Consider the following 22,130-nt stretch of genomic DNA (forward strand, 5'->3'; position numbering starts at 1 on the left):
GATGAGCCCGCGCCCGCACGGTGCGCCTGCGGGGCAGGGCGGCGCCGGACCCCCGGAATGACCGGGTGTCGGAGGCGGGTGCACCCGCCGCACAGCTCACGACATCCCACCAGCAGCGTGTGGCGGCCCGCGGGGCACGCCCTTATCCCCCGAAAAGGCTCGGCGGGGCGCTTCCCCTTGCGGCCGCGCTGCTTCCCAGTCTGGCGGAGCGGGCTGTCTCTCCGGCCTGACGGCAGGGGCAACGGCCGGTGGAGGCTGACGCAAGTCAGCCCGCCACGGGGGGCGTGGCGGGCTGTGGTGGTCGCATGGCCCCGGGCCGGGCGGCCCCGGCGCGGGGTCAGTTCAGCGCGAGTTCGGTCTGCAGCGGTGCCGCGATGACGGTGAGGGCCCCGGCGGTGCGCTCGAAGCTGAAGGCGGTGCCGGCGTGGCCCGGCAGGCCGAAGACCACGCGGTCGCCGTCTTCGAGGCGCATCTGCAGTTTGCCCGGCGCGGCGTCGTCGCCCCGGGCGGTGTAGAAGGCCACGACCTCGAAGGCTTCGTCGGACGGGGTCCAGTAGATCGACATGTCGAGCGCACCGGAATGCACCGTGCCGCCGCTCATCGGGGCGGACAGGGTGAGCGTGTCGGCCTGAGCGGTGAAGGTGCCGGCGGCGCCCAGCAGGGCGGCGAGAATGAGGGGTTTCATCGCAATCACTTTCATTCTGGAGCTACAGAGCACACCCGATGCGGGCCTCTCTTCTGCAGTGCAGCATTCCACACGGCGCCCTGCAGGAGTATCGCCAATCACGAATAGCTGATATGCAGCAATATCAGTTACTTAAGTGCATACGATTGTCCACAGACACCCGATGGGTCCCGCCAAGTCATTGTGCAGGTGCGAGAAAACCCGTTTCACATGGCGTCCTGAGCCCGCATTTCCGGCGCTGACGGCCTCCGGGCGCGGGGCCTCATCATCCGCTTGAGCGTGGTGAGGGCGGCGTCGCGCCTGCCGATACTGAGGGGAATCGCACTGCTCCCCTGCCCGGACCCGCTGCCGCGTGCCAGGCGCCACATCGCTCTCCACGAGGGCGGTGACGCCGGGCCCCGGCGGCGGAGGTCAGTCCTTGGAGAACTTCGCCAGCAGCCTCGCCAGCGGGCTGTCCGGCGATTTGGCCTGCACCTGGGCCACCCGCTCCGCGGCGCGGCGCTGGGCGTTGGAGGCATGCCTGGCCTTGTAGGGCGCGGACTTGCCCGGCGCAGATTTCGGCGCGGCCGGCTTTTCCGGTGCCCCGGCAGTGCCCGGTCTTGCGCGTGCCCCGGCAGTGTCGGGTTCTGCCGGTGTTCCGGCGGGGCCCGATTTCGCCGCTGCCACGGCGGGAGGCGGTGTCTCCGTCGGCCCGGCGGGGGCGGCCCGGCGGGCGCGCGGCGCGCTGGCATCGCCCGTGGAGGGGCGCTGGGGCGTGGTGCGCAGCGCCACGGCGTTCTGGAACCGGCCGGTATCGCCTTCCGCAAGCGCGGGCGCGCCGTCGGAGATGCCGCGCAGCAGGTCCTCCAGCCAGTCCGCGTCGGCCTTGGCGAAGTCTCCCAGAACATAGCCGGACACGCGGTCCTTGTGGCCGGGATGGCCGATGCCCAGCCGCACCCGGTGATAGGCGTCGCCGATATGGGCATGGATCGAGCGCAGCCCGTTGTGCCCGGCATGGCCGCCGCCGGTCTTGCAGCGCAGCTTCGCCGGGGCGAGGTCCAGTTCGTCGTGAAACACGGTCACGTCGTCGGGCGTGAGCTTGTAGAAGCGCATCGCCTCGCTCACCGACTGGCCGGAGAGGTTCATGAAGGTGCTCGGCTTGAGCAACAGCACCTTCTCCGCGCCCAGGCGGCCCTCGGTGGCCGCGCCCTGGAACTTCGCGCGCCAGGGGGCGAAGCCGTGGTCATCCGCGATGCGGTCGACGGCCATGAAGCCGATGTTGTGGCGGTTGCGGGCATACTGGCCGCCCGGGTTTCCCAGTCCGACGAGAAGTTTCATGGCCTGCTCCAGTCTCTCCCGGCATCGCACCCGTGGCGGGGGCTGCGCGCCGCCGGGCTTCTCAATGCGAAAACGCGCCGCAGGGGCTGCGACGCGTTTCCTTCTAGCACGGATCGGGGCGGAATTATTCCGCCTCGGCCTCTTCGCCATCGGCCTCGGCATCGGCCGAGCGCAGGCCCGACGGGGCCGAGATGTTGGCGATCACGAAATCGCGGTCGGTGATGGCCGGGCGGGCGCCCTGCGGCATCGCCACGTCATGCGCCTTCACCACGTCGCCGATTTCCAGACCGGTGAGGTCCACGGTGAGGTGGTCGGGGATGTTGCTCGCCGACACGACCAGCTCGACCATCGGGCGCACCACGGTGACGGTGCCGCCGCGCTTCAGGCCGGGGGCCTTGTCATGGTTGACGAATTCCACCGGGATCATCAGGTTGATCTTGCTGGTCTCGCTGAGACGCAGGAAGTCGACGTGGATCGGCAGATCCTTCACGACGTGGCGCTGGACGGCGCGGCACACGACGCGGTTGTCCTGCCCGTCGACCTTCACGTTGATGAGGGTCGAGAGGAAGTGACCGGCCTTGAGCTGCTTGAGCAGCACGTTGTGCTTCACGTTGATCGACTGGGGGTCCTTGCCGCCGCCGTAGATGACGCCGGGGACCAGCCCTTCGCGACGCGCGGTCCGGGCAGCCCCTTTGCCGGTACCGGTACGCGCCGTAGCTTCGAGAATGATTTTCTCAGCCATTTGGCTTGCTCCTGTTCAAGAGTGCGGCGATCCTCCAGGGGTGTAAGCGCCGCGGATGGGGGTTCCTACACGATCCCGCGTCGATTTCAAGCCGAATCACCCCCCGGGGCGCCGTGCCCCGGGATGCGGGCAAGGCCCGGGGCGCTCCGGCAGGGGCCCATGTCCGCGCCCGCCTCCCCAGCCTGCCCGGGCCTGCGCCGGCGCCGCCAGTCCGGCGGCCCGTCAGCGCCGCTGCGGGCCTGCCGGTCCCCGCCACCTCCCGGAGCGCCTGCCGGCCCGGCCCAACGGGTCGGACGGGAGCCGCGCGGCGCCGGGCCCTCCGGCGGGAGACCCCGTCAGCGCCCGGGGGGACCGTTCGGGGCCGGGCATGCGGGGCGGCCGGTCCGGGCGCTCAGGCTGCCGGTGGCGTCGGACCGACCGTGGGTCCCGGGACTGGCGGTCAGGGGGGCTCCCGCCCCTCCGGCCACAGGCGCCCGCCATGGGCGCGCACCTGCAGCCTGCGCGTTGGGCCGGGCCGGCCCGCGGGCGCGGGCCGGCGGCTGCGCCGCATACCGGTGGTTGTGCGCCCCGGCCCGGGGCTGCGCGGGAGAGTTGAACCTGCGTGCCGCGCTGGCCCGAGCGGGGACAGCGGCCTTGCACCCCTGTTGCAAACTGGTAGAAAAAACCGACCACTCCAGCGGAGACCCCCATGCCCAAGCCAACGGTTGCCCTGTTCGTCACCTGTCTCGTCGACATGTTCAGGCCCAGTGTCGCGTTCGCGACCATCAAGCTTCTCGAACAGGCGGGGTGCAGGGTCGAGGTTCCCGCGGCGCAGACCTGCTGCGGCCAGCCGGCGTGGAATTCCGGCGACACGAAGACCGCCCGCTCCATCGCCCGGCAGGTGATCGCGGCCTTCGAGGGGTTCGACCATGTGGTTGCCCCCTCCGGTTCCTGCGGGGCGACCATCGCCAAGGATTACGCGCAGATGTTCGAGGCCGGGGACCCCTGGGCCGAGCGCGCCCGGGCACTGGGGGCGAAGACCCATGAGATCACCAGCTTCCTCTCCGACGTGATGGGCGTGCAGGGTGTCACGGCCCGGCTGGAGGCCCATGCCACCTATCATGACAGCTGCTCGGGCCTGCGTTCGCTCGGCGTGCGGGAGCAGCCTCGGGCGCTGCTCGGCACGGTGGAGGGGCTGAAGCTCACCGAGATGAAGGAATCCGAGGTCTGCTGCGGCTTCGGCGGCACCTTCTGCGTGAAATACCCCGAGATTTCCAATGCCATGGTCGGTGACAAGACGCGCAACGCGGCCGACACCGGGGCCGAGCTGCTGCTGGCCGGCGATCTCGGCTGCCTGATGAACATGGCCGGCAAGGCCAGCCGCGAGGGCCGGCCGATGAAGGCCCGCCACGTGGTGGAAGTGCTTGCCGGGATGACCGATACCCCCGCCATCGGCGAGGGGGAATGATGGCCACGGCCCCCCTGCGCGACACACCCCCCGCCCCGGCCCGCGACCGCGCTGAAACCCGCCCCTGCGCGGCGGACCGGGCGCGCGCAGGCGGGCCCGGCCGGGGGCGCGGCCTGCAGCCCGTGTCCCGCCCGTCCCGTTCGCGCCCGTGTCGACCAGCCCGAAGGATGATCCGATGAGCCACGCCCATCCGACCACGCCCGCCTTCAAGTCCAACGCCCATGACGCGCTGGCGAACGCCAACCTGCAGACCGCCCTGCGCAACGCCCGGGGCCATTTCGTCGACAAGCGCACCGCCGCGGCCGCCCGGGTGGACACGTTCGAGCAGATCCGCGACGCGGGCCGCGAGATGAAGAACCACACGCTCGCCCACCTCGACCTCTACCTGGAGGAATACGAGGCCCGGGTGACCGCCGCCGGCGGCCACGTGCACTGGGCCGAAACCGCCGAGGACGCCCGCCGCATCGTGCTGGAGATCTGCCGTTCGGTGGATGCGAAGACGGTGAACAAGGGCAAGACGATGATCTCCGAGGAATGCGGGATCAACGACCACCTGGCGGCAAACGGCATCACGCCGGTGGAGACCGACCTCGGCGAATACATCATCCAGCTCCGCCACGAGGCGCCGAGCCACATCATCGCGCCTGCCGTCCACGTGACGGTGCCGGAGATCGAGGCCGCCTTCCGCAAGGCCCACTCCCACCTGCCGCCGGACCGCGACCTCTCCGACAACGCCACCCTGCAGATGGAAGCCCGCCGCATCCTGCGCGAGAAATACTTCCAGGCCGAGGTGGGCATCACCGGCGCCAACATGCTCATCGCCGAAACCGGCCAGAGCGTGATCGTCACCAACGAGGGCAACGGCGACCTCTCCCAGTCGCTGCCCAGGGTGCATATCGTGATGGCGAGCCTGGAGAAGCTGGTGCCCACGCTGGACGACGCCTCCACCGTGCTGCGCCTGCTGGCGCGCTCGGCCACCGGGCAGGACATGTCGGTCTACACCACCTTCTCCTCCGGCCCCCGCCGCACGCAGGACCCGGACGGACCGGAGGAATATCACGTGGTGCTGCTGGACAACGGCCGCTCCAACATGGTGGGCACCGAGTTCCAGGAGATGTTGCGCTGCATCCGCTGCGGCGCCTGCATGAACCACTGCCCGGTCTACCAGGCCGTGGGCGGGCACGCCTATGGCTGGGTGTATCCCGGGCCGATGGGCGCCGTGCTCACCCCCTCGCTGATCGGGGTGGAGGAGGGCGGGCAACTGCCGAACGCCTCCACCTTCTGCGGCCGCTGCGAGAGCGTGTGCCCGATGAAGATCCCGCTGCCGAAGATGATGCGCCACTGGCGCGAGCGGGAATTCGAGAAACGCCTCACCCCCTCGGCGGCGCGCTACGGCATCGCGCTCTGGGCCTTCTTCGCCCGGCGCCCGGCGCTGTACCGGTTCGGCACCCGGCTGGGCATGAAGGCGCTGCGCCGCATGGCCGGCGGGCGCGGCCGCCTCGCCTCGCTGCCGCTGGGCGGCGGCTGGACCGGTCAGCGCGATTTCCCCGCCCCGCAGGGCAAGACTTTCATGGACCAGTGGAAGGAGAAACGCGGATGAGCGCGCGCGAGCGTATCCTGGGCCGTCTGCGCACCGCCCTCGCCGACCCCGAGCGCACGGAGGCCGACCGCCAGTCCGCCGTGGCGGCCCGCCTGCGTGGCGAGGGCCCGCGCAGCCCGGTGCCCGGCTTCGCCCAGTTGCAGGGCCAGGCGGCGCTGACCCAGTTCATGACCCGGCTGGAAGCGGTGGATGCCACGGTCTCCCGCGTGTCCTCCCTCGCCGAGCTGCCCCGGGCCCTGTCGCACGAGCTGCGCAACCGCAACCTGCCATCGGAGATCCGCCACGGAACCGACCCGATCTTCGAGGGGCTGGACTGGGGCACCATCACCGCGACCACCGGGATCGGGCGCATCGAGGAGCCGGCAACCCTCTCCCACGCCCGCTTCGGCATGGCGGAGACCGGCACGCTGGTGCTCACTTCCGGGCCGGAGAACCCCGTCACCCTCACCTTCCTCGGGGAGACGCATTTCGTGGTGGTGTTCGAAAGCGCGGTGAGGGCCGGGCTGGAGGAGGTCTGGGCCGGGCTGCGCGGCGCGGGCATCGACCCGCGCACGGTGAACATGGTGACGGGCCCGTCGCGCTCCGCCGACATCGGCCAGAAGCTGCAGCTCGGCGCGCACGGCCCGGTGGCCCTGCATGTCTTCGTGGTGTCCGACCCGCAGGGCGATCTCTCGGATCCGTGAAGGGGCGTGATGCGGCGCGAGGCAACGAAGGGCAGAGGCAGCCGTTGACCTGTCACAGAGCAGGGAGACCCCCTGTCGACGACGCGTCAAGGGCAAGATAAGCCCACGTGAATTCAGAAGAAATCCGAAAGGAAGCCCGATGAAACTCGCTATTGCCACCACCGCCGCCGCTCTCGCATTCGGCGTGACCGCCGCCTCGGCCGCAAGCTGGACCTTCGAGGACGTCGACACGAATTCCGACGGCACCCTGACCATGCAGGAAGTCGAAACCGCGTATCCGGGCATCGACCAGGTGCAGTTCGGCACCTTCGACGCCAACGGCGACCAGGTGATCGACGAGGGCGAATTCGCTTCGCTCAAGCAGAACATGGATGCCAACAGCACCAGCAAGGACGACACCTGATCGTCGTCCCGCGGTCTGACGGCGCCGCTTCCCTCGGCGGAGGCCCGATGACATGATACCCGGATGCCCCGGCGCGCCCCTCTCGCGCCGGGGCATTTGCATGTGGGGCGCCCGGATGGAGCACCCGGACGGAGCGGCCGGCGGATTGCCCGGGGCCCGGGGTGTCGCGGCCCTGCGCTCCCCCGAAGGCCGGCAGCCGGCATGCCCGGCCGGGCCCCACGCGCGGCTTTGCGGCCGCGACCGGGCGTGCGACACTGGGCAGGACTTCCTTCACCGGACGGTGACACACTGGCGGTGCCTTTGTGGGAGGATCGCGTGAGGCTTGGAAGACGCAGGATCGGTCCGGGCCCCGGGCCGGCGGAACGGCCGGCGCCGGGCCCCGGGGGCTCGGGCTTCCCGGAACCGGGCCCGGGCGCCCCCGGGGCGGAGCGCGTCGGTCTCGTGCTGTCGGGCGGCGGCGCGCGCGGCGCCTACCAGGCGGGCGTGCTCTCGGCCGTGGCGGAGATCCTCGGCCCGGGCGCCCCGAACCCGTTTCCGGTGGTGACCGGCCTGTCGGTGGGCGCGATCAACGCGCTGGCCCTCGCCTGCCGTCTCAACGCCTTCGACCGCGCCACCGCCGAGCTGGAGGCGCTCTGGCGCGGGCTGGAATGCGGCCGGGTGTTTCGCGCGGACATGCGGGCCATCACCGCGCGGATGGCCGGCTGGGCGGGGCACATGACCTTCGGCCGGCTGGGCATGGGCGCGCCGGAATCGCTGTTCGATTCCGCGCCGCTGGAAACCCTGCTGCAGGAGAACATCGACTTCGACGCCCTGCGCCGCTGCTTGGCGCGCGGCAACCTGGAGGCCGTGGGCGTCACCGCCTCCAGCTATCAGACCGGCCAGGCCGTCACCTTCTTCGAGACGCGTGCGCCGCTTGACGGCTGGTCACGCTCCCGGCGCGAGGGGGTGGCGGCGCGGCTGGGGGTGGAGCATGTGCTGGCCTCCACCGCGTTGCCGCTGATCTTCCCGGCGCGGCGGGTGGGCCCGGCCTTCTACGCCGACGGCGCCCTGCGCCAGACCGCGCCGCTCTCCTCGGCCATCCACCTCGGGGCAACCCGGCTCTTCGTGATCGCCGGGCGGGATGACGGCATCGACACCGTCTCCCCCGAGGGCGCCGAGCCGGAGTATCCCGCGCCGGGGCTCATCGGCGGCCAGTTGCTCGATACGCTGTTCAATGACCAGCTCGACCTCGACATGGAGCGGCTGCTGCGCATCAACGACACCCTGGCGGTGATGACCCCGGAACAGCGCGCCAGCCGCGCGCTGCGCCCGGTGCAGCTGCTCACCATCCGCCCCTCGCGGGACCTGCGGGAGATCTCGGAGCGCCATGCACGATCGCTGCCGCGCCCGGTGCGGCTGATGCTGCGCGCGCTCGGGGCCTGGCGGCCGCCCTTCGTGCTGGCGAGCTACCTGCTGTTCGAACCGGGCTACGTGGGGGAGCTCATCGACCTCGGGCGCGCGGATGCACTGAGCCGCGCCGACGAAATCCGCCGGTTCCTCGGCGCCGCCGACGTCACGTCGGACATGGAGGCCCGTGCGCCTTGACGGGTCCCGACCCGCCAACGGACGTTTCTCCAGCTCCAGCTCCAGCTCCAGCTCCAGCTCCAGCTCCAGCTCCAGCCGGAGGCGCAGGCGCAGGCGCGCTTGTGGCAAGTGTCACCAGTCGCAGGGCTGCGGACATGTTGCGTCGCGCGGCGCGCCGGGCCCCCTCGCACAGGTGTGGAGCAGGCTGTGCGGACGGATTCGGAAGCTTCAGGGAGGAGCGCGCCCGCCCGCCTCCGAAAGCCCCGGGTGTGCGGCTGCCTGCGGAAGGCGCCGCCCGGCGCGAGAGGGCGGGCGCTTCAGGTGGCGGAGGGCGCGCAGCCCCTCGCTCCGGCGTGGCGGAAACCGGGGGGCAAAGGACCAGCCTCCGGCATGGACGCTCACGCCCCGGCGGGGCCCCGGCGTCAGGCCCGGTGGGCGCCCTCCGCGAGGCTGCGCACGAAGTCCAGCACCTCGGCGGCGGGCTTTCCCGCGCCGAGCTGCGAGACGATGGCCGATCCGACGACCGCGCCATCGGCGATGGCCGCGATGTCCTGCGCCGTCTCCGGGCTGCGGATGCCGAAGCCGACGACCACCGGCAGGTCGGTCTTCGCCTTGATGCGCAGCACCTCCGGCGCCACCCGGGCCGCGTCCGCGGAGGCGGCCCCGGTGATCCCGGTGATCGAGACGTAGTAGATGAAGCCCGAGCTGTTCGCGATGACGCGCGGCAGGCGGGCGTCATCGGTGGTGGGGGTGGCGAGGCGGATGAAGTTCAGCCCGGCGGCCTGCGCGGGGAGGCAGAGCTCGTCGTCCTCCTCCGGCGGCAGGTCGACGATGATCAGCCCGTCGATGCCGGCTTCCTTCGCCGCCTCCAGGAACGCGGTCACGCCCATGGAATAGATCGGGTTGTAGTAGCCCATCAGCACGATCGGCGTGGTGTCGTCCTGCTCGCGGAAGCGGCGGGCCAGTTCGAGGGTGCGATTGAGGGTCATCCCGGCTTCGAGCGCGCGCTGGGCGGCGAGCTGGATGGTGACGCCATCGGCCATCGGGTCCGTGAAGGCCATGCCAAGCTCGATGATGTCCGCCCCGGCGGCGGGCAGGCCGCGCAGCACCTCGAGCGACGTGTCGAACTCCGGATCGCCGGCCATGATGTAGGTCACGAAGGCCTTGCGGCCCTCGGTGCGGAGCCGTGCGAAAGTGTCGTCGATACGGGTCATGCCAGTCTCCCCTGCCTGCTGCCCCCTTCCCATAAAAGGACGGGAGGCAAAAAGCCATAGGGGTGTTCCGGGGCCGCGCGCGGCGCCCCCGGACGGGTGTCGCGAGAGGGTCAGTCTTCCTTGCGGAAGTACTTCTTCTCGCGGGGCTTGCCATCCCAGCCGGTCTTGCCGCGCGGGCGGTCGTCACCCTCGGGCTTGTTGCCGCGATAGCCGCCGCGGTCGCCACCACGATCGCCGCGATCACCATCCTTGCGGAAGGAGGGGCGGTCGCCGTCCTTGCGGAACGGCGGGCGGCCGGTGCTGTCCTCGCGGACTTCCCATTTCTTCAGGAGACGGGTGTTGAACCGGTCACGGCCGATGGCGCCTTCGTGGCACCAGACGGTGGCGATCTCGTCGCCTTCGATCGATTCGACAGCCATGCGCATGGAGCCGGCGGTGAGGACCACAAGGTCCCCGATTTCAAAAGCTGACATACCGTAACGTACCTTTTCAAGGGCGGCTCTCAGGCCGCGTCGCGGGGCCGCCACGGCCCCCGGAAGCCGGACATATGCCTTTCGCGGGGCGCGGGAAAGAAAAATGTGCACACAGGATGAACAGGGCCGCTGCCGCTCCGGCCGCGGGGTGGCCCGGCTTTGCCGCGTGAGAGGGCCAGGCCGGGGGGGCGGAAGCCGCTGCCGGAGACGCTTGCGTCGCCGAGAGGACGGGCGTTCCGGGATGCAGGAGGGCGCCACCTTCCGGGGCCGGCCGGAGGCTGCCTGTCCGCCGACGGGGGCGCCGGGGATCACGGGGATGGAGAGCGCCAGTGCGGCCAGCCTGCCGCGCGCGAACACTGCGGCGGCGGCCCGCCCGCCCTGCCGCGGCCGTGGTCCGGGCCCCGGCATCCGGGGCAGGCTTCGCAGGCGGGGTGCCCGCCGGCCGTGGCGGCCGGCGGCGGGGGTGTCACATGTCTTCGCCCAGATGGTCGGCGACGGTGAAGATGTCCTTGTCGCCGCGGCCGCACATGTTCATCACCAGCAGGTGGTCCTTGGGCAGGTCCGGGGCGATCTTCATCACATGCGCCAGGGCGTGGCTGGGCTCCAGCGCCGGGATGATGCCCTCGGTGCGGCAAGAGAGCTGGAAGGCGGCGAGCGCCTCCTTGTCGGTCACCGAGACGTATTCCACCCGGCCCATGTCATGCAGCCAGGAATGCTCCGGCCCGATGCCGGGATAGTCCAGCCCGGCGGAGATGGAGTGGCCCTCGAGGATCTGCCCGTCCTCATCCTGCAGCAGGTAGGTGCGGTTGCCGTGCAGCACGCCGGGGCGCCCGCCGGTGAGCGAGGCCGCGTGCTCCATGCGCTCGTCCACGCCGTGGCCGCCGGCCTCCACGCCGATGATGCGGATGCCCTTGTCGTCGAGGAACGGGTGGAACAGGCCCATGGCGTTGGAGCCGCCGCCGATGCAGGCTACGAGCGTGTCGGGCAGGCGGCCCTCCTGCTCCAGCATCTGCTCGCGGGTTTCCTTGCCGATGATCGACTGGAAGTCGCGCACCATGGCCGGGTAGGGGTGCGGGCCCGCGACGGTGCCGATGCAGTAGAACGTGTCGTCCACGTAGGTCACCCAGTCGCGCAGCGCCTCGTTCATCGCGTCCTTCAGCGTGCCGCGCCCGGAGGTGACGGGCACCACCTCGGCGCCGAGCAGCTTCATGCGGAACACGTTGGGCTTCTGGCGCTCGACATCGGTCGCCCCCATGAACACCACGCATTTCAGCCCGAAGCGGGCGCAGACGGTGGCGGTGGCCACGCCATGCTGGCCGGCGCCGGTCTCCGCGATGATCCGGGTCTTGCCCATGCGGCGGGCGAGCAGGATCTGGCCCAGCACGTTGTTGATCTTGTGCGCGCCGGTGTGGTTCAGCTCATCGCGCTTGAGGTAGATCTTCGCGCCGCCGAAATGCTCGGTGAGCCGCGGGGCGAAGTAGAGCGGCGAGGGCCGGCCGACGTAATGCTTCCACAGATCGTCCATCTCGGCCCAGAACTCCGGGTCGGTGCGGGCGTGATCGTAGCATTTCTCGAGTTCGAGGATCAGCGGCATCAGCGTCTCGGAGACGAACCGGCCGCCGAAATTCCCGAACCGGCCGCGCTCGTCGGGGCCGGTGCGGTAGGAGTTGAGCATGTCGGAAGTCATCGGGCCATCCTCGCGCAGTTTCGCGCCTTCATACCCCCTTGCGGGGGGGCGGGTCGATAGGAAATCGGCCCGCACCAGGGGGGCGCACCGGCAGAGAGGTCCCGGCTCGGGGGGGCGCGCGCGGCAGGGGCCGGCTGGCAGGGGGGGGGCGGAGGGCGGCAGGGGCGGCGAGGCCCCGGCGCGGCGGCCGGGGCAGCGTCGGCGCAGGACCCCGGCGGGCGGAACCGGCCCGGGGAGAGGGCGGAAGGGCGGGGACGCCTCGACCGGGGGCCGCCGGGGCAGCGGGACGCGCGGGAGCCGCCCCGCCCCGCCTCAGCGCGGGGGCTTCGCGGTGCCGATGCCCACCACGTCGCCGGTGGGGCCGCCGGTGGGCGAGCCGGTCGCGTCCTCCAAGGTGATCTCGTAGAGCTGCTCCGCCTGCGGGTCCGGCAGCGGCGGGCCGACCAGCGTGGTCGCGGAGGCGCGGGTGAGCACGCCGAGCGACACCGGCGGGCCGTCCGGATCGGGCTTGGTCCAGAGCTCCATGGCCCGGCCCGGGGGCAGCGAGATGTCGGAGAGCATGGTGACCTGCACCCGGTCGTCGTCGAAGGCCTCGACCATCACCACGGGCTGGCCGCTCGGGTCCAGCAGCACGGCGACCATGGCCGGTGCCTGGTTGGAGAAGATCTGCCAGCCCAGCAGCGCCGCGAGCACGAGACTGGCCGCGATGCTGCCGAAGGCGGTGCGGCGCCAGGAGCGCGGCGCCGGCCGCGCCCCGGTGCGCCGCGCCGTGCGCGGGCCGGGTGCCGGAGGCTCGGCGCGCGCGGGCGCGGTGCCCGCCGGGGCCGGCGTGGCTTCGGCTGCGGAGGAGGCAAGCGGCCCGGAGGCGGCGCCGCCGTCCCCCCGTTCCGGCGCCGCGGCGAGGGCCGCGGCGATGCGGCTCCAGAGCTCGGGAGAGGCGCCGAGATCGGGCGCGGTGGCGGAGAGTTCGGCGAAGCGGTCCTCCGCCCGCGCGATGGCTTCGGCGAGATCGGGCTCCGCGGCAGCACGGGCCTCGACGGCGGCGCGCTCGCTGTCGGGCAGCAGGCCGAGCGCGAAGGCCTCGGCAAGGTCCAGATCTTCGGGCGACACGCTCATCCGAGGCACTCCCGCAGCGCGATCAGGCCGCGGCGCACCCAGGCCTTCACCGTGCCCAGCGGCGCGTCCAGCCGGCCGGCAATCTCGCCGTGCGAATAGCCCATCACGTAGGCCATCAGGATGCAGCGCCGTTTCACCTCGTCGAGGGCGGAGAGGCAGCCGCGCAGCCGGCTGGCCTCGTCGAGCCCTTCCCAGGTGGCGGCGACGGGGTCGGCCTCGCGCAGGGTGTCGATGTCCTCGGGCAGCGTCGGGGTCTCCCGGCGCGCGTCGCGCAGGATGTTCAGGGCGCGGTTGCGCACGATGGTGTAGATCCAGCCCCGGGCCGAGCCGCGCTCCGGAATATAGGTGTGGGCCTTGCGCCAGATCAGGACGAAGGCGTCCTGCACGGCTTCCTCGGCCAGGTCGCGGCGGCGCAGGATGCGCATCGCGATGCCGATCATCCGCCCGGCCTCCTCGGAGAACAGCGCCCGGAGAGCGGCCTGGTCGCCCGCGGCACAGCGTTTCAGTGCCTCGGCATGATCGAGCATGTGGGATCCCCCGATGCCTGCTGACCGACACGGGGCCGGGCTTCGCGCGCGCGATAGATCCAATCGATTAACGCGGCGGGCGCTGTCTGGCAAGGCCGGCGCGGGCCGGCGAGAGGTGAGGACGGGGTGCATGACATGAGGACACGCGGGCCCCCGGGTTTGGATGCGTCTTCGCGGCGACAGGTGCGCGGTCTTTTCTCAGCCGGGCGCATCCGCGGCGTTTTTGGCTGTGTACACAAACTGCGAGTTGTTGTTTCGTTGCAGGCGCGTAACCCCAGGTTGCAGGATGCTGCGGGGCGACGACGCGTATGCGGGGCCGGAGTGTCCCGCGTCGTGTGTCGTGTGGCGTATCATGCGTGAATGGTGTGTTTTCGCTTCTGTCCCGCCCCGTGTGCCGGGGCGGTCGGCCGGGCTCCGGAAGGGGTCCGGCCGGTTTCTACCTGCGGCCCGGCTCCGCCGCCGGGCGCGCGCTCAGAGGCCCCAGGCCGCCCGGGCGGCGGAGATGAAGGCGGCGATGCGCGCGGGGTCCTTCACGCCGGGGGCGCTTTCCACCCCGGAGGAGACATCGACCATCCGCGCCCCGGTGAGGCGGATCGCGGTGCCCACCGTCTCGGGGGTGAGGCCGCCGGCCAGCATCCAGGGCACCGGCCAGCGCCGGCCGGCGATCAGCCGCCAGTCGAAGGCGAGGCCGTTGCCGCCGGGCAGCGCGCCGCCCGCGGGGGGCTTCGCGTCCACCAGCAGGAGGTCGGCCGCGCGGCCATGCTCCGCCAGCGCCGGCAGGTCCTCCGGGCCGGCGATGCCGACGGCCTTCATCACCGGCAGCCCGTGGGCGCGGCGCACCTCCTCCACCCGCTCCGGGCTTTCGGAGCCGTGAAGCTGGAACATGTCGATGCCCAGGGACGCGATGTCGGCAAGGGTGGCGTCATCCGCGTTCACGGTGAGCGCCACGCGCATCACCCCCGGCGGCACTGAGGCGATCAGCGGTGCCGCCTCGGCGAGGCCGAGATGGCGCGGCGATTTCGCGAAGAAGACGAAGCCCAGATGGGAGGCGCCGGCCGATATCGCGGCCTCCACCGCTGCGGTGCTGCGCAGGCCGCAGATCTTCACATGCATCGGATCATTCCAGTATGGCGAGAACCTCGTCCTTCGGCGCGGCGTGGCGGCGGCGCAGCTCGGCATTCTCGCGCTCGAGCTTCGCGATCAGCCGCTTGCGCTCGGAGGCCTCGCGGCGCTGGCGCATCTCGCGGCCCCATTCGAGCACGTAGCCGAGGAAGACGCCCAGCAGCAGTGTCACCAGGATGACGACGAACAGCGGCAGCTCGTGGCTGAGCTGATAGACGCCGGAGAGTTGCTCGGGCATCAGGCGCAGCGTCACCAGCTCGCGGTTCGCGACGGCCAGCAGGACCACGACGATCAGGATGATCGCCAGCAGGGCATAGCGGACATACCGCATGGGGAATTCCTCATTCTTCCGCCGGGGCGCCGCGGGCGCTCAGGCGTCGTTCAGTCTTTCGCGCAGCAGCTTGCCGGTCTTGAAGAAGGGCACACGCTTTTCCTCCACCTCGACCGATTCGCCCGTGCGCGGGTTACGCCCCACTCTGGCATCCCGATGCTTGACGGAAAACGCGCCGAAGCCGCGCAGTTCCACCCGCTCGCCCCGAACGAGGGCGCTGGTGATTTCCTCGAAGATGGTCCCGACGATGCGCTCTACGTCCGACTGGTAGAGATGCGGATTTTCTTCCGCGATGATCTGGATCAGTTCGGATTTGATCATGCGACGACTTTCCTCCGGGGCGGTTCGACGCCTTCAGTCTTTTTTCTGAAGGCCGACGATGGCACGGCGCGCTCATTCCGTCAATTGCCACAAACCCCAGAAAGCGGGGCAATTCAAGGCTTTGCGGTGCAGCGAACGTCGTATTGCACCTTAACCGCGCAGCGGCAAGGACCCGGCTGTAACGAATCGGCGCTCGGCGCGTCATGTCCGGACAAGAAAAAGGCGGCGCCATGCGCCGCCTTCCGAGGGATTCCGGGCCTCCGGCGCGGGGCCGGAAGGCGGATGCTGCCGGCCCCGGAGGGCCGGCGGGCGATCACTCGTCGCCGGTGCGCTGCTTGAGCGCGGCGCCGAGGATGTCGCCGAGCGAGGCACCCGAGTCCGAGGAGCCGTACTGTTCCACGGCCTCTTTCTCTTCGGCGATCTCGCGGGCCTTGATCGACAGGCCAAGACGGCGCGACGCCTTGTCGATGTTGGTGACGCGGGCATCGATCTTGTCGCCGACGGCGAAGCGCTCGGGGCGCTGATCGGCGCGGTCGCGGGCCAGGTCCGAGCGGCGGATGAAGGCCTTCATGCCGTCATGCTCGACCTCGATGCCGCCGTCCTCGATCTTGGTGACCTCGACGGTGACGATGGCGCCACGCTTCACACCGGCAGTCGCGTCAGCGAACGGGTCGCCGCCGAGCTGCTTGATGCCGAGCGAGATGCGCTCCTTGTCCACGTCCACGTCAAGCACCACCGCCTGGACGACGTCGCCCTTGTGGTAGTCCTTCATGGCTTCCTCGCCGGACCGGTTCCAGTCGAGATCCGACAGGTGGACCATGCCGTCGATGTCGCCGTCCAGACCGATGAACAGACCGAATTCGGTGATGTTCTTGATCTCGCCTTCGACTTCGGTGCCATTCGGGTAGGCGGCCGCGAAGTTGTCCCAGGGGTTGCCCTGGCACTGCTTCAGGCCGAGGCTGACGCGGCGCTTGGCGCTGTCCACGTCGAGCACCATGACCTCGACCTCCTGGGAGGTGGAGACGATCTTGCCCGGGTGCACGTTCTTCTTGGTCCAGGACATCTCGGAGACGTGGACGAGGCCCTCGACGCCGGCTTCCAGCTCCACGAACGCGCCGTAATCGGTGATGTTGGTCACGCGGCCGGTCCACTTGGAGCCGATCGGGAACTTCACCGCGACATTGTCCCACGGATCGGCCTGAAGCTGCTTCATGCCGAGCGAGATACGCTGGGTTTCCTTGTTGATCTTCACGACCTGGACCTTCACGGTCTCGCCGATCGAGAGGATCTCCGAAGGATGGTTCACGCGGCGCCATGCCATGTCGGTGACATGGAGCAGGCCGTCGACACCGCCGAGGTCCACGAACGCACCGTAATCGGTGATGTTCTTGACCACGCCTTCGACGACGTCGCCCTCGGTCAGGCGACCGACGATCTCGGCGCGCTGCTCGGCACGGCTCTCTTCGAGAACGGCGCGGCGCGACACGACGATGTTGCCGCGGCGGCGGTCCATCTTGAGGATCTGGAACGGCTGGGGCATGCCCATGAGCGGGCCGGGGTCACGCACGGGGCGCACATCGACCTGGGAGCCGGGCAGGAAGGCCACGGCGCCGCCGAGATCGACGGTGAAGCCGCCCTTGACGCGGCCGAAGATGGCGCCCTCGACGCGCTCTTCGCCTTCGTAGGCTTTCTCCAGGCGGTCCCAGGCTTCCTCGCGGCGGGCCTTGTCACGGCTGATGACGGCCTCGCCACGGGCGTTCTCGACCCGGTCGAGATACACTTCGACCTCATCGCCGGGGGCGATTTCGGACTCGTGGCCGGGCTTGGTGAATTCCTTGAGATCGACACGGCCTTCCATCTTGTAGCCGATGTCGATGATGGCCTGTCCGGCTTCGATAGCCAGGACGCGGCCTTTGACGACGGACCCTTCCTGAGGGGTCGCCAGTTCGAAGCTCTCGTTAAGGAGGGCCTCGAAGTCTTCCATGGAGGCGTTAGCGCTCATCCAGTAAATCTCCGATCATGTGGTTTTCGGGCCAGCCGGTTGGGTCCGACGGTCTTTCGCGAATGTCGTTGCCGGCGATGCCGGAAACACGATTAGCGGCAGCAGGCGCCTTCAGCGACCGGACGATCTGTCCTCCGGCCCGCTCTGCCCACTTCCGTTAGAGTCGTTTTTGTATCTCCGCCACTGCCTGTGTGACGGCCGCGTCTATAGACAATTCCGAGGTGTCTAGCAAGACCGCATCCCCGGCGCGCACCATGGGCGCGATGTCACGGGCCGAGTCGCGCAGGTCGCGCTGGCGCAGGTCGGCGGCGACGGCCTCCAGTGTGGTCTGCGCGCCGGCTGCCGTCAATTCCTCGAAGCGGCGCTGCGCGCGGACCGCGTCGGAGGCGGTGACGTAGAGTTTCACCTCCGCATCCGGGCAGATCACCGTGCCGATGTCGCGCCCGTCCAGCACCGCGCCGCCGGCGCGCCGGGCGAAGCGGCGCTGGAAGTCGAGCAGGGCGGCGCGCACCGGCGGCAGCGCGGCCACGCGTGAGGCGGTCTGCCCGGCACGGGCGCTGCGCAGGTCCGGCCGCTGCAGATGCGCCTCGGTCAGCTCGCGCGCCACCTTCTCGGCCATGTCCGGTGCGATGATGCCGCGGCCGATCTCCAGCGCGCGGATGCCGACGGCGCGGTAGAGCAGCCCGGTGTCGAGATGGGCGAAGCCGAAATGCGCCGCCACGGCACGCGAGATGGTGCCCTTGCCCGCCGCGGCCGGCCCGTCTATCGCCACCGTGAAGCTCATGCGTTGCTCCGCGCCACTGCGCCGCCCAGCCCGGCGATCAGGGCCTCGAAGGCCGGGAAGGAGGTGGCGATGGGGCTGGCGTCATCCACCCGCACCGGCGCCTGCGCGCCCAGCCCGAGGCAGAGGAAGGACATGGCGATGCGGTGGTCGAGGTGGCTTGCCACCGTCGCGCCGCCGGCCACGCCGCCCGGCCCGCGGCCGTGGACGGTGAGCATGTCCTCCTCCTCCTCCACCATGACACCGCAGGCTTCCAGCCCGCGCGCCATCGCGTCGATCCGGTCGCTTTCCTTCACGCGGAGTTCCTTCACCCCGCGCATCACCGTGGTGCCCTCGGCAAAGGCCGCGACGGCGGCGAGGATGGGGAACTCGTCGATCATCGAAGCCGCCCGCTCCGGGGGCACCTCCACGCCGGTGAGCGCGCCGTGGCACACCCGCAGGTCCGCCACCGGCTCGCCGCCCTCTTCGCGGCGGTTCTCGAAGGTGATGTCGGCGCCCATCTCCAGCAACGTGGTGAACAGGCCGGCGCGGGTGGGGTTCAGCCCGATGCCGGGCACCAGCACCTCGGACCCCTCTACGATCAGCGCCGCGCACACCGGGAAGGCGGCGGAGGAGGGGTCGCGCGGCACCGCCAGGGTCTGCGCGGCAAGCTCGGGCTGGCCGGTGAGGGTGATCACCCGGCCGCTGCCCTGCGGCTCCACCGAGATCTGTGCACCGAAGCCGCGCAGCATCCGCTCGGTATGGTCGCGGGTGGCTTCCTTCTCGATGACGACCGTGTCACCCGGCGCGTTCAGCGCGGCGAGCAGCACCGCGGATTTCACCTGCGCGGAGGGCACCGGCACCTCGTAGTGCACCGGAACCGGCTCCGCCGCGCCGGTGAGGGTGAGGGGCAGGCGCCCGCCGCGCCGGCCCCGCGCCTCGGCGCCGAACAGCGCCAGCGGGTCGGTCACCCGGCCCATGGGGCGCTTGCGCAGGCTGGCGTCGCCCGTGAAGGTGGCGGAGATCGGCGTGGTGGCCATCGCGCCCATGATCAGGCGCACGCCGGTGCCGGAATTGCCGCAGTCGATCACGTTCTCCGGTTCGGCGAAGCCGCCGGTGCCGACACCGTGAATGCTCCAGGCGCCGGGCCCGTGCCGGACGATCTCGGCGCCGAAGGCCCGCATGGCCCGGGCGGTGTCGAGCACGTCCTCGCCCTCCAGCAGCCCGGTCACCTGCGTCTCCCCCACGGCGAGCGCGCCGAGGATGAGCGAGCGGTGCGAGACGGACTTGTCGCCGGGAACTTCCGCCACGCCCTTCAGGGGCGGAGACTTCCGGGAGGTCATGGGAATTGGGGTGCCGTGGCCGGACATGCGCGTTTCCATCCTGAATAATCGACGGGATCTATAGCCGAGCGTCCCGCCCCGGTCCACCGCCCCGTCGCACCCTGTGCCGCGCAGGTTTCATGGGGGCTCCGGGGCGGCCGCTGGTGCCGGGTCCCGTCACGCCCGGGCCCCCGGGCCGGCGCATGCGGGCTGGCGGAGAGATCTCCCGGGCCCGGGCCGGGCTGCTGCCCGGATGCCCCCGCGGTGCCACGCCCGCTCGGTGCGCGCTCCACTGGGTCAGGGCCCGAGTGCAGGCGATCACCCGCCGGGGGCCCGCAGCGCGGGCAGGCCGGGAGGCGCGGGTTTCCGGGCGGGCGCGGCGCTGTCCACCTGTCGGCCGCTGTTCAGTGCGTGGGCCTTGCGCCGGCCGCCCGGGCAAGGGCGGGGCGACAGCGCGCGCCGGCCCCTGCCGGCGCTCGGGAGGTGTCGGCCGCAGGGCCGTCCGCCGGATCCGCCGTCAGAGGCGGCGGAAGGTGAGGTAATGGGGCACCCGGTTCTCGCGGATCGCCTTCGCCTCGTAGCGCGTGCGGTGCCAGTCCGGCCAGGGCGCGCGCCAGTCGGACGGGCGCTCGGCCAGCCATTCGAAATCGTCGCGCCCGCACAGGTGCTCCAGCGTGTGGCGCACGTAGTCCGGGATGTCTGTGGCCACGCGGAAGATCGCGCCGGGCTTCAGCACCCGGGCCAGCGGGTCGATGAATTCCGGGTTCACGAAGCGCCGCCGGTGGTGGCGCTTCTTCGGCCAGGGGTCCGGGTAGAGCAGGAAGGCGCGGTCCATCGAGGCCGCGGGCAGCACGTCGAGCAGGTCGCGCACGTCCCCGGCGTGGACCCGGATGTTGTCGATCTTCTCCCGTGCCATCTGGGCGAGGAACATCGCCACACCGTTCACGTAGGGCTCGCAGCCGATGATGCCCACGTCGCGGTGCGCCGCCGCCTGGGCCAGCATGTGCTCGCCGCCGCCGAAGCCGATTTCCAGCCACAGCGGACGCCCGTCGCCGAACAGCGCGGCGGGGTCGATCTGCTGCCGGTCGGGGTTCTCCTCCCAGGTGACACCGCTCGGCGCGATCTCGCGCAGCGTGGTCTCCATGTGGCGGCGCTGGCCGGAGCGCAGGGTCTTGCCGTGGCGCCGACCGTAGAAATTGCGCCAGGGGGCGCCGTCTTCGCGGGTGGGTTCGGTCACGGGGCGGGTCTCCCTGGCTGCTGCACGGTGTTGCCCGCGCGACCTAGCCGTCCCGGCGCGGCCTGTCCACCCCCGTGGCGCATCGGCGTGGCCGGCCGCCGGCCGAGCCCGACGCCGCTCCGGGCCCGGACCGGCGCCGACTGGCGGCCAGCGCGGTACCGGGACGGCCGCGCGCCCTCGAAGCGCAGGCTCGCTGAGCGCTTCCCCCGACGGGCCGGGAGGGGCGGGCCAGGCGGGTGGGGGCCGGGGGTGGCCGAACGCCGGGCCGGACAGGACAAAGGCGCCCGGGGTGCGGGCGCCTTTGCGGGATCGGGGGTCGGGCCGGGGTGTGGCCGGGCTCAGAGCGCCGCGTGCAGGGCGTCCACCAGGTCGGTCTTCTCCCAGGAGAAGCCGCCGTCCTCCTCCGGCGCGCGGCCGAAATGGCCGTAGGCCGAGGTGCGCGCGAAGATCGGGCGGTTGAGCTGAAGATGCTCGCGGATGCCGCGCGGCGTGAGGTTCATCGCCTTGGCGACCGCGGTCTCGATCGCGGCCTCGTCCACCGTGCCGGTGCCGAAGGTGTCGACATAGATCGACAGCGGCTTCGACACGCCGATGGCGTAGGAGAGCTGCAGGCAGCACTTGGTGGCCAGCCCCGCCGCGACGATGTTCTTCGCGAGGTAGCGCGCCGCGTAGGCCGCCGACCGGTCCACCTTGGTGGGATCCTTGCCGGAGAAGGCGCCGCCGCCGTGCGGGGCCGCGCCGCCGTAGGTGTCCACGATGATCTTGCGCCCGGTGAGGCCCGCATCGCCGTCCGGTCCGCCGATCACGAACTTGCCGGTGGGGTTCACGTGCCACTCGGTGTCGCTGGTGATCCAGCCGTCGGGCAGCACCTCGGTGATGTAGGGCGCCACGATGTCATGCACGTCCGCGGAGGTGAGCGAGGGGTCCACGTGCTGGGTGGAGAGCACGATGGATGTGGCCGCCACCGGCTTGCCGTCGCGGTAGCGCAGGGTGAGCTGCGATTTCGCGTCGGGGCCCAGCTTGGGTTCCGTGCCGTTCTTGCGCACTTCGGTGAGGCGGCGCAGGATGGCGTGGGCGTAGTGGATCGGCGCCGGCATCAGCTCGGGCGTCTCGTCGACGGCGAAACCGAACATGATGCCCTGGTCGCCGGCACCCTCGTCCTTGTTGCCGGAACTGTCCACGCCCTGGGCGATGTCGGCCGACTGGGCATGCAGGTAGCTGTCCACCTTCATGTTGGCCCAGTGGAAGCCGGACTGCTCGTAACCGATGTCGCGGACGCACTCGCGAGCGATCTCCTCGACGCGCGAGATCACCTCGGCGGGGCCACGGACCTCGCCGCCGATGGTGACACGGTCCGTCGTCGCGAAGGTCTCGCAGGCGACACGTGAGTAGGGATCGGCGGTCAGGAACGCGTCGAGCACGGCATCGGAGATCCGGTCGCACACCTTGTCCGGATGACCTTCTGATACCGATTCGGAGGTAAAGAGATAGTCAGAACGAGCCAAAAAACGACCCTCCCTCGAGATGTCAGAGACGCCCCGCAAGGCGCGGGCTCAAGTACTAGTGGGTGGAAGCGGG

The 22,130-nt window shown here is 70.9% G+C and carries 20 protein-coding genes and 1 pseudogene; 5 read left to right on the forward strand and 16 right to left on the reverse strand.

The features are described 5' to 3' along the window. Positions 1-337 precede the first annotated feature (337 nt). From FDP22_RS07060 to FDP22_RS07070, 3 genes and pseudogenes are all read right to left on the reverse strand, one after another. A complete protein-coding gene (locus FDP22_RS07060) occupies positions 338-685 on the reverse strand; it encodes a hypothetical protein (protein ID WP_138572382.1) in 348 nt (115 codons plus the stop codon). A 681-nt stretch (positions 686-1,366) separates the two neighbouring features. Beyond that, positions 1,367-2,002: pseudogene (pth, locus tag FDP22_RS07065) on the reverse strand (aminoacyl-tRNA hydrolase); the annotation flags it as partial. A 124-nt stretch (positions 2,003-2,126) separates the two neighbouring features. Continuing rightward, positions 2,127-2,744 (reverse strand): 50S ribosomal protein L25/general stress protein Ctc, encoded by a 618-nt coding sequence (locus FDP22_RS07070; protein ID WP_138572380.1) that lies wholly within the window; start codon positions 2,742-2,744, stop codon positions 2,127-2,129. Positions 2,745-3,432: 688 nt separating this feature from the next. Here FDP22_RS07070 and FDP22_RS07075 point away from each other — a divergent pair. The 5 genes from FDP22_RS07075 (at position 3,433) to FDP22_RS07095 (ending at position 8,461) form a co-directional block, all read left to right on the forward strand. Continuing rightward, a complete protein-coding gene (locus FDP22_RS07075) occupies positions 3,433-4,191 on the forward strand; it encodes a (Fe-S)-binding protein (RefSeq protein ID WP_138572379.1) in 759 nt (252 codons plus the stop codon). 175 nt (positions 4,192-4,366) lie between these two features. Next, positions 4,367-5,791 carry a lactate utilization protein B gene (locus tag FDP22_RS07080; RefSeq protein WP_138572378.1) on the forward strand — a complete coding sequence of 475 codons (1,425 nt, stop codon included), beginning with the start codon at positions 4,367-4,369 and terminating at the stop codon, positions 5,789-5,791. Next, entirely contained in the window at positions 5,788-6,474 is a 687-nt protein-coding gene (locus FDP22_RS07085; protein ID WP_138572377.1) for a LutC/YkgG family protein, read from the forward strand. Before FDP22_RS07080 ends, FDP22_RS07085 begins: the two co-directional genes overlap by 4 nt. 139 nt (positions 6,475-6,613) lie before the next feature. Beyond that, the gene (locus FDP22_RS07090) at positions 6,614-6,877 is read left to right on the forward strand and encodes an EF-hand domain-containing protein (protein WP_138572376.1); all 264 of its coding nucleotides are present in this window, start codon (positions 6,614-6,616) and stop codon (positions 6,875-6,877) included. Between the two features lie 441 nt (positions 6,878-7,318). Beyond that, entirely contained in the window at positions 7,319-8,461 is a 1,143-nt protein-coding gene (locus FDP22_RS07095; RefSeq protein WP_170317618.1) for a patatin-like phospholipase family protein, read from the forward strand. A 401-nt stretch (positions 8,462-8,862) separates the two neighbouring features. On the opposite strand, the gene trpA is transcribed toward FDP22_RS07095, so the two are convergent. The 13 genes from trpA to metK all read right to left on the reverse strand — a co-directional run bounded on the left by trpA (position 8,863) and on the right by metK (position 22,057). Next, a complete protein-coding gene (gene trpA / locus FDP22_RS07100; protein WP_138572374.1) occupies positions 8,863-9,654 on the reverse strand; it encodes a tryptophan synthase subunit alpha in 792 nt (263 codons plus the stop codon). Between the two features lie 110 nt (positions 9,655-9,764). Continuing rightward, on the reverse strand, positions 9,765-10,127 hold the full coding sequence (locus FDP22_RS07105; protein ID WP_138572373.1) for a hypothetical protein: 363 nt from the start codon (positions 10,125-10,127) through the stop codon (positions 9,765-9,767). A gap of 466 nt (positions 10,128-10,593) precedes the next feature. Continuing rightward, positions 10,594-11,814, reverse strand: a complete 1,221-nt coding sequence (gene trpB, locus FDP22_RS07110) for a tryptophan synthase subunit beta (RefSeq protein ID WP_138572372.1) — start codon at positions 11,812-11,814, stop codon at positions 10,594-10,596. Positions 11,815-12,126: 312 nt separating this feature from the next. Further along, complete coding sequence (locus FDP22_RS07115; RefSeq protein ID WP_138572371.1) at positions 12,127-12,930, reverse strand: anti-sigma factor; 804 nt, start codon at positions 12,928-12,930, stop codon at positions 12,127-12,129. Beyond that, positions 12,927-13,457 (reverse strand): sigma-70 family RNA polymerase sigma factor, encoded by a 531-nt coding sequence (locus FDP22_RS07120; protein ID WP_138572370.1) that lies wholly within the window; start codon positions 13,455-13,457, stop codon positions 12,927-12,929. The genes FDP22_RS07115 and FDP22_RS07120 overlap by 4 nt, the downstream gene beginning before the upstream one ends. A gap of 471 nt (positions 13,458-13,928) precedes the next feature. Beyond that, complete coding sequence (locus FDP22_RS07125; RefSeq protein WP_138572369.1) at positions 13,929-14,570, reverse strand: phosphoribosylanthranilate isomerase; 642 nt, start codon at positions 14,568-14,570, stop codon at positions 13,929-13,931. Between the two features lie 4 nt (positions 14,571-14,574). After that, a complete protein-coding gene (locus tag FDP22_RS07130; protein ID WP_138572368.1) occupies positions 14,575-14,910 on the reverse strand; it encodes a LapA family protein in 336 nt (111 codons plus the stop codon). 39 nt (positions 14,911-14,949) lie between these two features. Continuing rightward, on the reverse strand, positions 14,950-15,231 hold the full coding sequence (ihfB, locus tag FDP22_RS07135) for an integration host factor subunit beta (RefSeq protein ID WP_138572367.1): 282 nt from the start codon (positions 15,229-15,231) through the stop codon (positions 14,950-14,952). A 313-nt stretch (positions 15,232-15,544) separates the two neighbouring features. Further along, complete coding sequence (rpsA, locus tag FDP22_RS07140) at positions 15,545-17,233, reverse strand: 30S ribosomal protein S1 (RefSeq protein ID WP_138572366.1); 1,689 nt, start codon at positions 17,231-17,233, stop codon at positions 15,545-15,547. 157 nt (positions 17,234-17,390) lie between these two features. After that, positions 17,391-18,017, reverse strand: coding sequence for a (d)CMP kinase (cmk, locus tag FDP22_RS07145; protein ID WP_138572365.1), 627 nt, complete (start codon positions 18,015-18,017; stop codon positions 17,391-17,393). Continuing rightward, a complete protein-coding gene (gene aroA, locus FDP22_RS07150) occupies positions 18,014-19,363 on the reverse strand; it encodes a 3-phosphoshikimate 1-carboxyvinyltransferase (RefSeq protein WP_138572364.1) in 1,350 nt (449 codons plus the stop codon). Before aroA ends, cmk begins: the two co-directional genes overlap by 4 nt. 469 nt (positions 19,364-19,832) lie before the next feature. Next, positions 19,833-20,552, reverse strand: coding sequence for a tRNA (guanosine(46)-N7)-methyltransferase TrmB (gene trmB, locus FDP22_RS07155; protein WP_138572363.1), 720 nt, complete (start codon positions 20,550-20,552; stop codon positions 19,833-19,835). 338 nt (positions 20,553-20,890) lie between these two features. Beyond that, complete coding sequence (gene metK / locus FDP22_RS07160; RefSeq protein WP_138572362.1) at positions 20,891-22,057, reverse strand: methionine adenosyltransferase; 1,167 nt, start codon at positions 22,055-22,057, stop codon at positions 20,891-20,893. Positions 22,058-22,130: the final 73 nt, after the last annotated feature.

The organism is Paroceanicella profunda (genome assembly GCF_005887635.2).
GTDB classification, from domain to species: domain Bacteria; phylum Pseudomonadota; class Alphaproteobacteria; order Rhodobacterales; family Rhodobacteraceae; genus Paroceanicella; species Paroceanicella profunda.

What these genes read in the sequence shown, in the direction of transcription:
- FDP22_RS07105 (WP_138572373.1), bottom strand. Translation starts at nt 10,127, where the DNA reads ATGTCAGCTTTTGAAATCGGGGACCTTGTGGTCCTCACCGCCGGCTCC.
- trpB (WP_138572372.1), bottom strand. Translation starts at nt 11,814, where the DNA reads ATGACTTCCGACATGCTCAACTCCTACCGCACCGGCCCCGACGAGCGC.
- trpA (WP_138572374.1), bottom strand. Translation starts at nt 9,654, where the DNA reads ATGACCCGTATCGACGACACTTTCGCACGGCTCCGCACCGAGGGCCGC.
- FDP22_RS07075 (WP_138572379.1), top strand. Translation starts at nt 3,433, where the DNA reads ATGCCCAAGCCAACGGTTGCCCTGTTCGTCACCTGTCTCGTCGACATG.
- FDP22_RS07115 (WP_138572371.1), bottom strand. Translation starts at nt 12,930, where the DNA reads ATGAGCGTGTCGCCCGAAGATCTGGACCTTGCCGAGGCCTTCGCGCTC.
- FDP22_RS07070 (WP_138572380.1), bottom strand. Translation starts at nt 2,744, where the DNA reads ATGGCTGAGAAAATCATTCTCGAAGCTACGGCGCGTACCGGTACCGGC.
- FDP22_RS07080 (WP_138572378.1), top strand. Translation starts at nt 4,367, where the DNA reads ATGAGCCACGCCCATCCGACCACGCCCGCCTTCAAGTCCAACGCCCAT.
- FDP22_RS07130 (WP_138572368.1), bottom strand. Translation starts at nt 14,910, where the DNA reads ATGCGGTATGTCCGCTATGCCCTGCTGGCGATCATCCTGATCGTCGTG.
- FDP22_RS07090 (WP_138572376.1), top strand. Translation starts at nt 6,614, where the DNA reads ATGAAACTCGCTATTGCCACCACCGCCGCCGCTCTCGCATTCGGCGTG.
- FDP22_RS07060 (WP_138572382.1), bottom strand. Translation starts at nt 685, where the DNA reads ATGAAACCCCTCATTCTCGCCGCCCTGCTGGGCGCCGCCGGCACCTTC.
- rpsA (WP_138572366.1), bottom strand. Translation starts at nt 17,233, where the DNA reads ATGAGCGCTAACGCCTCCATGGAAGACTTCGAGGCCCTCCTTAACGAG.
- cmk (WP_138572365.1), bottom strand. Translation starts at nt 18,017, where the DNA reads ATGAGCTTCACGGTGGCGATAGACGGGCCGGCCGCGGCGGGCAAGGGC.
- ihfB (WP_138572367.1), bottom strand. Translation starts at nt 15,231, where the DNA reads ATGATCAAATCCGAACTGATCCAGATCATCGCGGAAGAAAATCCGCAT.
- FDP22_RS07085 (WP_138572377.1), top strand. Translation starts at nt 5,788, where the DNA reads ATGAGCGCGCGCGAGCGTATCCTGGGCCGTCTGCGCACCGCCCTCGCC.
- FDP22_RS07120 (WP_138572370.1), bottom strand. Translation starts at nt 13,457, where the DNA reads ATGCTCGATCATGCCGAGGCACTGAAACGCTGTGCCGCGGGCGACCAG.
- FDP22_RS07125 (WP_138572369.1), bottom strand. Translation starts at nt 14,570, where the DNA reads ATGCATGTGAAGATCTGCGGCCTGCGCAGCACCGCAGCGGTGGAGGCC.
- aroA (WP_138572364.1), bottom strand. Translation starts at nt 19,363, where the DNA reads ATGTCCGGCCACGGCACCCCAATTCCCATGACCTCCCGGAAGTCTCCG.